At 40.3% G+C, this 14,278-nt stretch carries 9 protein-coding genes; 5 read left to right on the top strand and 4 right to left on the bottom strand.

Going from position 1 to position 14,278, the window contains the following annotated elements; translation table 11 throughout:
• The first annotated feature begins 238 nt into the window (after positions 1-238).
• Positions 239-1,120 carry an NAD(P)-dependent oxidoreductase gene (locus NE535_RS14635; protein WP_261299353.1) on the top strand — a complete coding sequence of 294 codons (882 nt, stop codon included), beginning with the start codon at positions 239-241 and terminating at the stop codon, positions 1,118-1,120.
• Between the two features lie 450 nt (positions 1,121-1,570).
• On the top strand, positions 1,571-3,184 hold the full coding sequence (locus NE535_RS14640; protein ID WP_261299354.1) for a polysaccharide lyase 6 family protein: 1,614 nt from the start codon (positions 1,571-1,573) through the stop codon (positions 3,182-3,184).
• 190 nt (positions 3,185-3,374) lie between these two features.
• On the opposite strand, the gene NE535_RS14645 is transcribed toward NE535_RS14640, so the two are convergent.
• From NE535_RS14645 to NE535_RS14655, 3 genes are all read right to left on the bottom strand, one after another.
• On the bottom strand, positions 3,375-4,148 hold the full coding sequence (locus tag NE535_RS14645; RefSeq protein WP_261299355.1) for an oligogalacturonate-specific porin KdgM family protein: 774 nt from the start codon (positions 4,146-4,148) through the stop codon (positions 3,375-3,377).
• A gap of 92 nt (positions 4,149-4,240) precedes the next feature.
• Positions 4,241-6,838, bottom strand: coding sequence for a hypothetical protein (locus NE535_RS14650; RefSeq protein ID WP_261299356.1), 2,598 nt, complete (start codon positions 6,836-6,838; stop codon positions 4,241-4,243).
• Positions 6,839-6,864: 26 nt separating this feature from the next.
• Positions 6,865-8,418, bottom strand: a complete 1,554-nt coding sequence (locus NE535_RS14655) for a polysaccharide lyase 6 family protein (protein ID WP_261299357.1) — start codon at positions 8,416-8,418, stop codon at positions 6,865-6,867.
• A 293-nt stretch (positions 8,419-8,711) separates the two neighbouring features.
• Between NE535_RS14655 and NE535_RS14660 the strand changes: the two genes are divergently transcribed.
• The 3 genes from NE535_RS14660 to NE535_RS14670 all read left to right on the top strand — a co-directional run bounded on the left by NE535_RS14660 (position 8,712) and on the right by NE535_RS14670 (position 12,310).
• Positions 8,712-9,653, top strand: coding sequence for a polysaccharide lyase family 7 protein (locus NE535_RS14660; protein WP_261299358.1), 942 nt, complete (start codon positions 8,712-8,714; stop codon positions 9,651-9,653).
• Between the two features lie 69 nt (positions 9,654-9,722).
• A complete protein-coding gene (locus NE535_RS14665) occupies positions 9,723-11,591 on the top strand; it encodes a putative nucleotidyltransferase substrate binding domain-containing protein (protein ID WP_261299359.1) in 1,869 nt (622 codons plus the stop codon).
• The gene (locus NE535_RS14670; RefSeq protein WP_261299360.1) at positions 11,591-12,310 is read left to right on the top strand and encodes a 3'-5' exonuclease; all 720 of its coding nucleotides are present in this window, start codon (positions 11,591-11,593) and stop codon (positions 12,308-12,310) included. Before NE535_RS14665 ends, NE535_RS14670 begins: the two co-directional genes overlap by 1 nt.
• A gap of 328 nt (positions 12,311-12,638) precedes the next feature.
• On the opposite strand, the gene NE535_RS14675 is transcribed toward NE535_RS14670, so the two are convergent.
• Complete coding sequence (locus NE535_RS14675; RefSeq protein ID WP_261299361.1) at positions 12,639-13,892, bottom strand: alginate lyase family protein; 1,254 nt, start codon at positions 13,890-13,892, stop codon at positions 12,639-12,641.
• Between the last annotated feature and the right edge of the window lie 386 nt (positions 13,893-14,278).

Raw genomic sequence — 14,278 nt, forward strand, 5'->3', positions numbered from 1 at the left:
GACCAAGTGAATACCATATTGTAATACAAATTGGTAAACCAATTGCGATTGAGATTATTTGAAGATTACCAACATCATTTAAACAATGATTAACAGTAATCTGACCACAATCTCATAATAGTAAGATTGATAAAACGATTTATTTTTCTCTATATTTAGCACGAATTATATAGCTTACCTTATCTTGTAAGGTGTGCTTCTTTTACGAAAAGATAACTCAATATTTAGGAGTATATACATGACAAAACCAGTAATAGGTTTCATCGGCCTTGGCCTTATGGGCGGTAACATGGTTGAGAATTTACAAACTAGAGGTTTTGAAGTCGTTGTAATGGATCTTAACCAAGATGCTGTTGCAAGTGTCATTGATCGTGGTAATGCGACTGAAGCTAAAACCCCTGCAGAATTAGCTTCTGTAAGCGACATTGTTATGCTTTGTTTAACAACCTCAGCTGTGGTTGAAAAAGTGGTTTATGGTGACAATGGTATTCTAGCCGGTATTAAAGAAGGTGCAGTACTAGTTGATTTTGGAACTTCAATTCCAGCTTCAACTCGTAAAATTGGTCAAGACCTTGCGGCAAAAGGTGCTGGTATGATCGATGCTCCATTAGGTCGTACACCTGCGCATGCGAAAGATGGTTTGCTTAACATTATGGCAGCTGGTGATTTAGACACCTTTAATAAAGTGAAGCCAGTTTTAGAACAACAAGGTGAAAATGTGTTTCATCTTGGTGCACTAGGTGCAGGGCACACTACTAAGCTGATTAACAACTTTATGGGTATGACTACTGTGTGCGCAATGTCTCAAGCATTTGCTGTTGCTGAACTAGCTGGGGTAGACCGTGCTCAACTATTTGACATTATGTCAGCAGGTCCATCTAATTCACCCTTTATGAAATTCTGTAAAAACTACGCTGTAGATGGTGTGAGTGATCTAGGTTTCTCTATTGCAAATGCTAATAAAGATCTAGGTTATTTTTTACAAATGGTTGAAGATCTTGGTACCCAATCAAAGATTGCTGAAGGTTCATCAGCAAACTTACAGGCAGCATTTGATGCCGGATTAGCTAATGGCAATGTACCAGAAATTTTTGATTACTTTGTTAAATTAAAAAAGTAATAAAAATTAACTCTTTTCATCTGTAGTAAAGCAGATGAAAAGGGTCTTTATAATATAGTTTGTAGCTTCTCCCTTAACAAACATCCTAGCAACCAAAACATCAACCCTTATATAAACATCGCGCTCTTTATACTGCCAATTTATCCTACTGCTCATGTTCACGAGATTTAATTGATACAACTTATCCAGTTAGGACAAAATTGATTTAACTTGAAAGTAAATAAAATCCCATAAGTACTATTTAAAAGAATTTTTGCTTGATGCTATAACACTCAAAAATCCAAAAAACGAGCAATATTGCCAATTATTGAGCCTGGTATAAGCCAATTGTTGTCGGCAAAATAATACTGTAAATGAATACATATTCAATATTTGTTATATTGTAGTACAAATGTCATTTATGTCATGTTATAACGGTATTTCAGTATCAAAACTAAAGGTGTGTTGACGGTGAAAAATAGCTTTTTATTAAGCGCATGTGCTGTAGCGCTGTTATCCAATATGGCCATGGCCACTAGCGAATCAAATCAAGGTGTAGCTGAGTTAGCTAGCAGCACAGAGCCTACACCATACTCTTTTCAAAATCCCATATTCGACAGTGTAACTAAAGCACAATTGCTTGAAAGCAGTCGTCATACCTTTGTAAAACTCAGTGCGGTGCCGCTGGCAACGGATGTACAACTTAATGCACTTAAAAGCCAACTGACTAAAGCTATTGATGGCGAGCAAATTATCATTCCAAGGGGTGATTATCGTAACCTGGGTTTAGTGAATATCAGCGCCAATAAGCTGACTATTAAAGCTCAGAATCCTGGGCAGACAGTATTTTCAGGCTTGGTGCAGCTTGAAGTGACGGGAGATGACGTCACTTTAGATAGCTTAGTGTTTACCAATGGCGGTCCGTTTGAGCGCTTTGGTGGCATTAAGTTAATGGGCGACAATAACCGCTTGGTTAATTCGACCTTTAAAGACTTCAATCATGGTTACCCCTATCAAGCAGATGAAAACCGTCAAGAATATCCGCGTTATTTATGGTTATCTATTTGGGGAAAAAATGCCACCGTTACCCATAATTTGTTTGAGGGCAAAGCAAAGCGCGGCACCTTAATAGGGGTGCAAAAAGATGAAACGCCTGACAATCATGTGATTGAATATAATATCTTTGCGGATATGAAGCCAAATCAATATAACGAGTTTGCTATCGAGCATGCTATTCGTTACAACGCCAATAGCTGGGAAGCTATCCGCATAGGTGACAGTAAGGCATCGCAGTATCCATCTAATACTTCATTTAGCCATAATTTATTGGTTGGCATGGACGGTGAGCGCGAACTTATCTCGGTAAAGTCGGGTAATAATCTGATTACTGGTAACACCATTTTTGAGTCAAGCTCGATGATATCGCTGCGTCATGGTAAAGCTAATCACGTTACTAATAATATTATTTTAGGTAATAACAAAGACCTAACCGGTGGCATTCGTATTTATGATGAAGACCATGTGATCAGCAATAACTACATTAGCCAGCTAAGCGGTAAAGATGGTGGTGTGAAGGGCAACGCTGATTTGCGCGGTGCTATTGTGATTAACACCGGTATTATTGATGTTGAGCATGATGAGGTCTTGTCACAGCAAACCAAGGGTAAAGAGCTTAATAAGCAGTGGACGCCCAAAAATATCACTATTAGTCATAACAGCTTGATTAACAATCAATGGGGCATTATTCATGGTGATCAAGTGCATCGTGTCAGTCTATTTGATAACGCAGAAGTAAAAGATATTTTTGCGGGTGATAACATTCACTTTTCCGCCAATATTGTTTACGCATCACGCCCTGATGGGGTGGTATTAAAAACCAATGCCAAATATCCATTAACCCGCTCAAGCTATAACCAAGAACACTATGTTGGCAGACTTGAGAATGCGGCCAAGGTGAGCGGCTTTGCAAGCCAATTACCTGACAGTTCAAATACTCAATCGGCTAAAAGTGTGGGTGCAGATCTTAGCAAACTAAAGCTTATAACCGCTGATGTGGCAGGGCCAGACTATGTTATAAAAAATTAGCGTTGGGCTTTATCTGTGTATGGTTTTGACCGCTAGGTTAAACCTTAAAAACAGCTGTTATAAAATCCGCCTAGGTTAAACTGGCGGTTTTTTTGTTGTTAAATTTGTGCGCTGCTTCAGTCGGGTTACATAAGCAAAAAAAAAGCTAATCAAACGATTAGCTTTTTTTGGTGATGATGATAATGAGTGATTAGAAGCGGTACTTGTAACCAAGTTCAACTGCGTTATCACGTTTGCCGTACCAATCGTAGTCACTGCTTAAGTGGCTTGATTTTAACAGCTCAGACTTATACTTGAACTTAGCGTAGAATGCATGTGCGCGTGCATCTGGTAGGCGGTATTCTGCACTTACCTCATGCTCCCAAACCGTGTCTTTGTTGTTATCAAACACGTTGTCATCAAGCTTGTCTTTGTAAATAGCATCCCACACAAAGGTAAAATCGTTCCAGCGGTAGGTTAACCATAGGTCGTAACGCATTTCTTTACCGACAGCATCATCATAAGAACCACTACCAACGCTGACTCTTTCTAAGTCGCCAGAGTAACGAGCACGCACTTTCAAGCTGAAGTCTTTGGTTACACGGTAGCCGTAGAAAGCGCCATAACGGACTTTCTTGGCGTTTTCTTTTACTTGGTAATCAAGTAATGGGCCCACTTGGTGCTCGTTGCGATCCCCCCATTTGTGAGTGTAACCTGTTTTTATGGTTAACTCGTACTGCTCAGGAGCAAAGCCTACTTCAGTTTCTTGTTTGCTGCGGTCATATTGCCATACTTGTTCAAAACCGAAGTTAAAGCCGTTATCCATACTGTGGTTAAGCTCAAACTTAGGCCGGTCGGTACGGCCATCAAGCAATTTATGTTCCCATTTAAATGTCATGGTCGTGTTTGCTAATGCACTGGTGCTGAATAGCGCAGAACCACTGACAACGCTTAAAACGCTTAACGCTAAAATTGATTTTTTCATATCTAAAATATCTTCTTATTAGGTAGTCAATACCCGGCATGTGCTAGGCACATGCCTTATTAAATACTGAATTAATGCTGGTGGATGAATACTTAATTAAAAGTATTATCTGTAAATTCGTTGGTGCTTTCTTCAGCTAAGCGAGCAAATATTGCTGCGTCACGGAAACCGCTAGTACCCACATTGTTAGTTATTTCTAACGAATAGCCTGTAAACGTATTGTTGCTTACTGTTACTGCACAAGTGTTTTCATTGTCAGCATCTTTAATCGCGCCGCTGCTAGAATCACCAATCTTAATTGCTGCGGTTTCTTTAGTGCCATCACCGGTAATTGAGAAGGTGTTGCCATCAATTAAGCTCCCCATTTTGCCTTCTTGTGCGCTACAGGTTAGTTTTACATAGTCATTTTGTAGGTTACGACTTTGGCCAATAAACTCACTACCTGTTAGGTTGATAAACCCGTATGAACGGATCCAAGCGCCTTTTTTTATATTTTGAGATTGATCGATGATATTTGACGCATCAAAAATTAAGTCTTTTAACACAATCGGTAAGTTTTCTTCACCGACTTTTTGAATATTAATCACCGCTTCTTTTGCATTATCTGTTGTGCCACATGCTTCCAAAATTTTGTCATTGGTGAAGCTTAGGTTAGAGATTTCAGCACCAGCAGCACCGTCTAACACGTCAATACATGCACTACCTGAAATTTTTGCACCTTCAGCGCCGACAAGTTTGATTGCACGGTCAATGGTGATAACACCTGCAGAGTAGTCATACTCTGCACCTAGAGTAATGGTGTCACCTGCTGATGCCGCTTGAATGGCAGTATTCACTTGTTCAACGTTTTCTGGGTAAGTTGGCTCTGGGCCTGTACCACCTTCGTCATCAAGGGTATTGCCTTCTGCAACCGTGTCACCAAATACGTCATAAAGCGCAGTTGCAATGTCGTCTGTTTCGCTGGTTAATTCAGCAAAGTTTTTAACTGTATTGGTATTGAAGGTTGCTGCACAGTTTTTGTTTTCTTGGCCTAAGTTACTTGGAACACCAATGGTGGCTACTTTAGTCGTACCCGCAGTATTGTCAGCCGCAAGAGCAAATGTGTTACCCGTTAGTATTGAGCCGCGTGGGTCATCATTGTTACCACCGCGAGATGTTGAGCTACCACAGTTGAGGTAAACCATATTTTTTGCATCAGCAGATTTGCCTTCAAACACACTGTCAGAAATATCGACTAAACCACGAGAGTAAACCCAAGCATCGCTATCGCCAGTGGTTTCTTGGAAGCCTTCACCGTTAAAGGTTAGGTACTCTAGCTCAACAGGAGTTTTATCTTTACCGACTTTACCAATATTGATAATTGCGTTTTGAGTATCGGCCGTTCCACATTCACTGATGGTGACATTGCTAAAGGCAAGGTTAGAAATGATAACCTGGTTGGTACCTTTTAAGTCTTCAACAGAATCTGAAGGGACATACATACAAACTGCGCCTGATAATGTGGCTTGATCCATCATTGGGTCAGTGATGTTTCCTTCAGCGTCAACTGACAATAAAGTTACCGCTTTATTTAGCGTTAACAGACCGACATCAGCAAAACTGCCTTCAGTGGTTAAACCAATAATGTCACCAGCTGCTGCATTCGTTATAGCATCTTGCAGCTCTGTAACGTTGGTGACTGTGTGGTCTACATCACCAGGAGTACCAGGATCTGTGCCGCCATCATTTTCTAATGTGTTGTCAGTTTCTGTTGTATCACCAAATACATCGTATAGCGCAGTCGACTGGGTGTTTTCTTCACTGATCAATACGGTAAAGTTTTTAAAGGTGTTTTCAGTAAAGGTTGTCGCACAGTTTTTGTCAGCTTGACCAAGGTTACTTGGTACACCAATGGTGGCCGCTTTTGTTGAGCTGTTGGCATTGGTTGCAGACATGGCAAATGTATTGCCTGAGAAGATAGACCCACGAGGGTCGCTGTTACTACCACCACGTGATGCCGAGCTACCACAGTTTAAATATAAGATGCTGTGAGCGCTTTCAGATTTGTTAGTGAAGCTACTGTTTGAAATATCGACTAAGCCACGAGAGTAGATCCATGCATCACTGTCGCCAGTTGATTCATTAAATGCTGCACCATCAAAGGTTAAGTGGTCTAAAATAACGGCGGTTTTATCTTTACCCACTTTACCAATGTTGATAATTGAATTTGAGGTGCTTTCGCCAGTACCACATGAGTCCATATCAACATTTTCAAAGCCAATGTTAGAAATACGAGCTTGTTCGCCACCACGCAGTATTTCAGCAGCTTCTGTAGGAATATCAATACAAATAGCACCAGAGAAAATGGCTTGCTCAGTGCTTGCGCTGCCAGCTTCTGCTGGGTCGTCAATGTCACCGTCTGCATTTGATGAAATAAGTGTTATTGCTTTATTGATAACAAGAGTGCCAACGTTAGCAAAATTACCTGCGGTATTTAAACCAATATAATTGCCTGTTTCTGCGTCATTGATAGCGGCAATCAGTTCCGCTTCAGATGACACTACAAAATCAGCTTTATCTGGCGTTTCAATTGGTGGTAGCCCTGGATCAGTACCACCATCTCCAGGAGGTGAGTCGTAAAAATCACAGCCGGTTAATAAACTGGTAGATAATGCCATAGCAACTAGTGCTGCAATCTTATTCACTTTCATCTTTACTATCCCATTTAAAGTTATATTTATTTTTTGATTTGGTAAGCAGCGCCAGTATCATTCGTGGTCAGTACTTTTAGACCACGGGCTCCGCCGTTAAAGTTGGTCGGTTCTAGCAAGCCATTTTCTGCGCGTTTTAATTTAGGATCGCGATAAATCACTCCGTCCCATGGCAGCTCAACGCCTGCTACTGGGCCGTAATACAGGTCGTTTTCGTAAATAGGATTAACCAATGGCGCAGTACTTTCATTGCCCGTTAATGCTAATGTGCGACTTGCTTGCGCATAAGAAAGGTTGTTTTTGAATGTGATGTCAGTGCCAGCAAAAACTGTGGTCACTTTGGCGTTGTCGTATAAGCTCACTCGGTGAGTTTTATCTGAATAAAGAATATTTTGACGAGAATCAACAATGGTATTGTTTTCAACAGTCACTTTATAAGGGGTGGCTTGCTTATTAAGCTCTTTGCCTTTGACATCATCAGATAAGGTTTCACCATTGGCGACGTCAGTAATACCGGTATTTACCGCTAAACCTCCACGAACATTACCGGTACCCATTACCCGCTCAATATAGTTGTTGCGAATGATATGTCCTTCGTCGTAAAAACGGATACCGCCAGACATTTTTTTGTCGTTACCTAAAATAACGTTGTCTTCTACAAGGTTATTTTTTCCATGACGTAGCGAGATCATGGATGCATTTTCGATGAAAGTATTGCCTTTAAGGGTATTGCCACCAGACTTAAATGATACTAGCTCTGTTTCACCATCACATTTAAGGAACAAGTTGCCTTCAATGGTGGAGTTTGACGGGTAGATAGAGCTTTTTGAGTCGCCGATGCGAATCGCTTCCCAACTGTTGCCGTTGTAGCGAACGGCGTCTTGGTTATCAAATTCGTTGAATTGATTGTGCTGTTGGTTATAGAAAAGGTTGCCTTTAATGGTGTGGTAATCAGGTGTGCTATCACTTTTGGCTTTTTGAACCCCAATCAACGTGCCGCGTTTGTGTTTACCTTCGAAGGTGTTGTTCAGTAGCTTATTGTGTTTGCCATATATTGAGATCCATAAATATTTAGGGTACTCGGCACGTTTTTCATCTGGGAGGTATTCGTAATCGTCATTAAAGAAGTAAAAGGTAGAATTGATTAAGGTATTGTTGTCACCGCGAAAAACCACACCGCCCATTCTTTCTGCTGGACCACCTTCAGTAAACACCAGGCCATCTAAAGTAATGTTATTGCCGCGTAAGTTAACTTGAACCAGCCCTGTAAACCAAACAGTGCCAGGTTGTTCTGCTTTAATGGTGATATTGTCAGTTTTAATATCAAATTTACCTAGGTTTTCATATTTACCAGGTTTGATAATTAATGTGTCACCACTTTTTAGCTGTTTAATTTTGGTTGCTAATGCTTGGGCATCTTCATTTTGTAGTGTCGCGGATTCAATAATGGTTTTATTGTTTTGTTCTGCCATTGCAACATTAATGGTTGCAGACTCAGAAACATTGACTGAAGGCTCGGTTGCAGCACAGCCGCCTAATAAAGCCAGTGAAATTGCGGTAACAATAATGCTCTTTTTCATACATCTTTCCCCAGTTTTGTATTACTTAATGTAATTGTATTTGTATTATTAATATTTTTACAACTAAAACTGTGAAGATGTTCAAAGTTTATCTATTATCGATGTGACCCAAGACTAAAAATAATGAGAATATTTATTAAATGGTTATTGACAAGCACTTATGTTAAATTTTTGCGGCGATTATTTAACATGCTCGTTGTTTTGTTAAGTTAATGTTTCATCGTATAATGGTTGGTCTGTTTCTTTAAAAAATCAAATAATGAACTTTATTTGTAATACAATTAGAGGTTTCTATGCGTCAATTTGTAAAGCTTTCATTTTTATATGTATTATTTTTTGGCTTAATGGGATGCCAAGGCAGTAGTGGCTCTTCACCAGAGGAACCTGTGGTTGATCCTCAACCATGTGACGATTGCAATTGGAATATTGAACAATGGAAGTTAACCATACCTGAAAGTCGTGATAATTTTTATGGTTCAGGAGGAAGCAGTGCAGCTGAACTTATTCCAGCGACTTGTAGTAATAATCAAACATTAACTAATGACACTGATATTGCCTATTTTTGGACTGAGGAGAACCCTCGCCAAATGATGTTTAAAGTGGACTTGGGTATCGATGGGGCTACCACGCCAAATACCAGCTATGTTCGTTCTGAGCTGCGTGAACTTTATCGTTATGACACTCAGAGCCGCTGTTCGTCTTCTAATCAAAATTGGGAGATTACCGGTAGCCATCAGCTTGACTCATCATTAACCATTGAACAGTTCCCACAAATATCATCGATAGACCCTAAAGTAATAGTGGGGCAGGTACACGGTAAAGACATTAAACAGGCCTTGGTGAAAGTGTTGTGGGAAGGAGAATCTAAGCCGGTAAGAGTGATTCTTAATGACTCATTTGTACCCAATAATGGCAGCTGTGATACTTGCCAGCCATTTAGCGTAGATCTTGGCACTGCAAAAGCGTACCAAGCTTGGCAGTATCAAATTAAAGTCGATAAAACGGGTATTTTATTATCGACAACGATTTCTGGTAAAACGGTCACTAAAAGCCTTGAATGGGGCAAAAAAGTGACTGCGAATGACGGTAAGCAATACACCTTGTCAACTAACTGGCTAAATGAAGAGTATTACTTTAAAGCTGGTATTTACCCGCAAATCGCCACCGACTCAAAATATAATGGGCAAATATTTGAAGTGGGCTTTGACAATATTGAAGTCACTCATAAGCCGTAATGTGACTTTGTCACAATCAATCTATGATGAGTCTGCTAACATTGAGGCTAATCAATTTCTACTGAGGTCATGATGGACGATTCTTTACTGCCAAATGTTATTCAATTTATCAGCCAGATTGATCCTTTTGATAAACTGCCCAAAAATGTGCTGCGTGAGTTGGCGCAGGTCATCAAGATTATTTATGTATCACAAGGCGAATCGGTAGATTTAACCTCTGATCAGCAAGAAAAGCATTTATATATTGTCCGCTCAGGTGCGATGGAGCAACGTAAAAAGAATGGTGTGCTTAGGGCGCGTCTTGAAACTGAAGATTTATTTGGCTTTACCTTTTTAGATTCAGATGTTGATGATGACCAAGGTTATCAAGCAATCGCCATCGAGCATTGCCTGCTCTATCTTATTCCTCATTCGGCCTTACAAAGCTTATTTAATAAAACCCCTGAATATGCAGAGCATTTTGCATCACAAGCACAGGTAAGGCTTAATTCAGCGCTGGATGTGGTGTGGTCAAACCGTGAAAAGGGTTTATTTATTCGTAAAGTTAGTGATGTGGCTAGTGGCCGTGTGGCTGTGGTGACATCAGATATGAGCATTCAAGCGGTCGCCCATGAAATGCGAATGATCAAGCGCACCTCTTGTGCGGTGATTTATGAAAATGATTTAATTGTTGGCCTGATCACCGACCGTGATATGACTAAAAGGGTGATTGCTGAAGCTTATCCTATAGATAAGCCGATTAAAGATGTGATGACATCGTCGCCATTAATTGTTAGCCCTGATGATTTAGTATTGCATGCGGCATCATTAATGATGCAATACAACGTGCGTAATTTACCTGTGGTTGAAAATAACAGGGTTATTGGTTTATTAACCACTTCACATTTAGTACAAAATCACCGCATGCAGGCGATTTTCTTAATTGAAAAAATCAAATACGCTGTCAGCGTGAAAGAGCTTGTTTTATTAACCCCAGAGCGCCAAGCGATTTTTGAAGCTTTGGTTGAGGGCAAAGTGATCCCTGAAACCATTGGCAAAGTCATGTCGATGATTTTTGATGCCTATACTCGTCGGTTAATTTGCATCATGATCGATCAACTAGGGGAACCGCCATGTGAGTTTGCTTGGATTGTCGCTGGCTCTCATGCGCGTAATGAAGTGCATAGCTTAACCGATCAAGACAGTGCGATTGTATTAGCGGATAACGTGACTGCAAATGATCGCATTTATTTCAAACACCTTGCAGACTTTGTTACCCAAGGACTCGATCGCTGTGATTACCCGCTTTGTACCGGTAATTACATGGCATCGACAGATAAGTGGTGTCAGCCGCTCAATATGTGGCAACAATATTATAAAAAGTGGGTGGCTAACCCTGAATATGAGCGCTTGTTGAATATCAGCGTCTTTTTAGAAATACGAACTGTATTTGGCAATGCTAACTTTGAACAGCTGTTACGTCAGTCATTACACTCTCACATTCTGGCTAACAAAGAATTTTTAGGCATTTTAGTGAAAGATGCTACCCGTACCAATCCGCCATTGGGCATATTTAACTCATTGGTATTAGAAAAAGGTGGCGAGAATAAGAAAACCCTTAATATTAAAAAGTATGCGATTAATTTAATTATCGATTTAGCACGTATTTATGCCCTAGCCGTGGGTAGTGACGCTTTGCACACCGAAGCCCGTTTTGAGGCCGCGAATAAGGCAGGGGTATTAAGTGATGATGCCTTTAAAAATATTATGGGGTCCTACCGATTTATTCTCACCTTCCGCTTTGGCCATCAACTGGCGGCGTTAAAAGAAGGTAAGCTGCCAGATAATCATATTAACCCTGATACCTTTGGCAGCTTTGAACGCAAACATTTGAAAGATGCATTTAGAATTATTGCTGATCAACAAGATGCCGCAAAACTGCGCTTTGGAAGTCATTAATGGCTATTCTTGATTATTTTCATCCGTTATCTACGTTAAAGCGTCAGCGCGAAACGTTTAATAAGCAGCATCAGATCCCTCACACGATTGCTGGCTGTTTGGGGCAAGCATTACCTGCATTAGACAGCTTGTGCGCCGAGCTCACTTATGTGGTTTTAGACATTGAAACCACAGGTTTTAACCCGACTCAGGATGAAATTCTCAGTTTAGGTTGGGTCACCATAACGCAAAATCAAATTGATTTAGCCACCAGTCAGCATGTTTATATTAAGCATTGTGACAAAGTTAAGCCTGAATCCGCCGTTATCAATCATATTACGCCTAAAATGTTGGCCAATGGTGTAACAGTGGATGAGGCGATGCATTATTTTTTCAGCCATTTGGCAGATAAAGTACTGGTGGCTCATGGGTCGGTTATTGAGGCGGGGTTCTTTAATCATTATGCTCGCAAGCATTGGCAGTTACCGACACTGCCTTTACTGTGGATTGATACTCTATGTTTAGAAAAGCATTTCTCGACCGCTATCGATCATTATAATGATGTGGATCTTACCTTGGGTGGCACCCGAAAGCGCTATGGCTTACCAGAATATAATAGCCATAATGCATTAGTGGATGCGTTAGCCGCTGCGGAGTTATTGCTTGCTCAGCAAAAGCGTTTATCGCGGGGGAGTAAAGACAGCTTCGGTCGACTTTATCGGTTAAGTCAGCGTAAGTAACCTGAACTCTGGATAACAACTTGCTTTCTAGAGGCTATTTTTACTGATAACTGTGTTAAATTTGTTTGCAATAGGCCAGCTATTGACGCACAAATTTGCCTTTTTATAAGAAAAAATATCTCTCTAGAATACATGGGTTAGATATATGTTATTTAATTTCATATGTTTAGCTAATCTCTTATTCAGAGTTCAGGTTAAGTAAGTTTTTCGGGCGTCTAGTTGGCCAAGCCCAATAATGGTGCTTGGCATGTCAAACCCTAACCTTATCCAACTTCAAGCCCACATAGCTGTGAGCTTGATAAACATTGTATAGCTTGACTTTTAAAGGTTATTTAACCCGATATAAAAGTTCAATATCTCGCTGCGCCCAAACCTCTGCAAGATTTTTACTCACAGTTGCCTTTTCAAAATCAGCCTCTTTAGCTAAATTAATCCATTGTGGATTATTTAATGCTGCGCCCGCTTTTAGATAAAGTGGTGTCATACGTTCAACTCGGCGGCTGTCTTTTTCAGGGAAAGGCCATTTAACACTTGGATCATGATAGTCGATCATAAATTCGATGCCTTTAGTTAACGAGGCACCTTGTTCATTTTGATAGTTCCATAAATCGATACCGACTTTATCGCCTAATTGGGCAATGCCGACTAATGGATCAAGACTGAAGTAGTGATAATGGTATGAACGAGTACGTTGCGCTTCATGAGGCTGCGAGCCATCTTGGGCAAATTGACTATCAACACGTACTTTACCTTTTTGGACCATTTGTTTGGTTAAATGGATGTTTCCTAAAAAGTAAGCTATGCCTGCGATTTGATAGTCGTACCAAGTGCCGTGGTTATTTGGCGCATAAGCTTCACCTTTAGGGCCGCCACTTAAATCATCTTCAATCATCCAATCAAGGTATTCGCTATACCATTGATTAATGCCTGCTTCATCAGCATCAGTCCATAAAGAGGATTGCGATAAAATGGCAATGGCGTCTAAGTTTCGCTCAACTAAAGTGCGGGTATCAATAATTCCGCTACGACGCCCATCTGCCACGCCAGGTACGCCTTGACCAAAATTAACATTCGGGTTCATGCGGGTATCAGCATTAATATACCAAGTGCGCACCATTTCAATGGCTTTTTTGGCGTAATCGTTATCTTCACTAAAGTAATAAGCCAATGCCAACGCGCGCACACTGCGGGTAAAGGTACCAATACGTACGGAATCCGTTTCATCTGATTTTGACGCTGGATTGGTTTTACCATCATGGCGAATCCAAGGAAGTCCATCAGCTTTAGTTGTATCAGGCCACCAGTATGGACTTATGCTCATATAGTCATGCTTATCGCCACTGGGTGGAGTGAAGCCTTTATGGGTCACACTAAATGCGGCCATGTTTTTACTATTACCCGCTTCTTCTAATAATCGCTGATAGCTTTGTTTCATATTATCAGTGGCTTGCTCACTTTTAAGCAGTGTACGGCTAGCTGCTAAAGTGGCTTCATCTAAAAACACAAAGTTAGCCGCTATAGTTGAACCACTGGTTAATGCTGAAATGATAGCCACAGCACAGATGTTTTTTACGCTTTTCATCGACAACTCCTCTATTAAGTAATACAAATATAGCAGATATATATGGCAGTACAGTGATATTTATCATGATTACAATAGAATTTCTAGATATAAAAACAAACAGAAACCCATGTTTTAAAGGGTTTTCTGTGTTTGTTGGGGTTGTGATTATATTTGTGTGTCGAAATTAGATGTGGGTCTCACAATTCATATTGTATTATGTTAGTATCAATCCCAAGAGGTTTTGATAGGCTATCAAAATCGCTTGTTACTGGTTAAACAGCAAATAATTAAACCTCTTTAAGATATGTGTTTGATTGTGACTTTGGGGCGTCAGTAACAATGCAAGATTTTGCATGGGATGTTTAAACTAGATTAATGCGTTAAAAATTAGTGTTTGAAAAAAA

Origin of the sequence: Shewanella holmiensis, from assembly GCF_025370255.1 — a bacterium.
Taxonomy (GTDB): domain Bacteria; phylum Pseudomonadota; class Gammaproteobacteria; order Enterobacterales; family Shewanellaceae; genus Shewanella; species Shewanella holmiensis.

What these genes read in the sequence shown, in the direction of transcription:
- NE535_RS14670 (WP_261299360.1), top strand. Translation starts at nt 11,591, where the DNA reads ATGGCTATTCTTGATTATTTTCATCCGTTATCTACGTTAAAGCGTCAG.
- NE535_RS14665 (WP_261299359.1), top strand. Translation starts at nt 9,723, where the DNA reads ATGATGGACGATTCTTTACTGCCAAATGTTATTCAATTTATCAGCCAG.
- NE535_RS14675 (WP_261299361.1), bottom strand. Translation starts at nt 13,892, where the DNA reads ATGAAAAGCGTAAAAAACATCTGTGCTGTGGCTATCATTTCAGCATTA.
- NE535_RS14655 (WP_261299357.1), bottom strand. Translation starts at nt 8,418, where the DNA reads ATGAAAAAGAGCATTATTGTTACCGCAATTTCACTGGCTTTATTAGGC.
- NE535_RS14660 (WP_261299358.1), top strand. Translation starts at nt 8,712, where the DNA reads ATGCGTCAATTTGTAAAGCTTTCATTTTTATATGTATTATTTTTTGGC.
- NE535_RS14645 (WP_261299355.1), bottom strand. Translation starts at nt 4,148, where the DNA reads ATGAAAAAATCAATTTTAGCGTTAAGCGTTTTAAGCGTTGTCAGTGGT.
- NE535_RS14650 (WP_261299356.1), bottom strand. Translation starts at nt 6,838, where the DNA reads ATGAAAGTGAATAAGATTGCAGCACTAGTTGCTATGGCATTATCTACC.
- NE535_RS14635 (WP_261299353.1), top strand. Translation starts at nt 239, where the DNA reads ATGACAAAACCAGTAATAGGTTTCATCGGCCTTGGCCTTATGGGCGGT.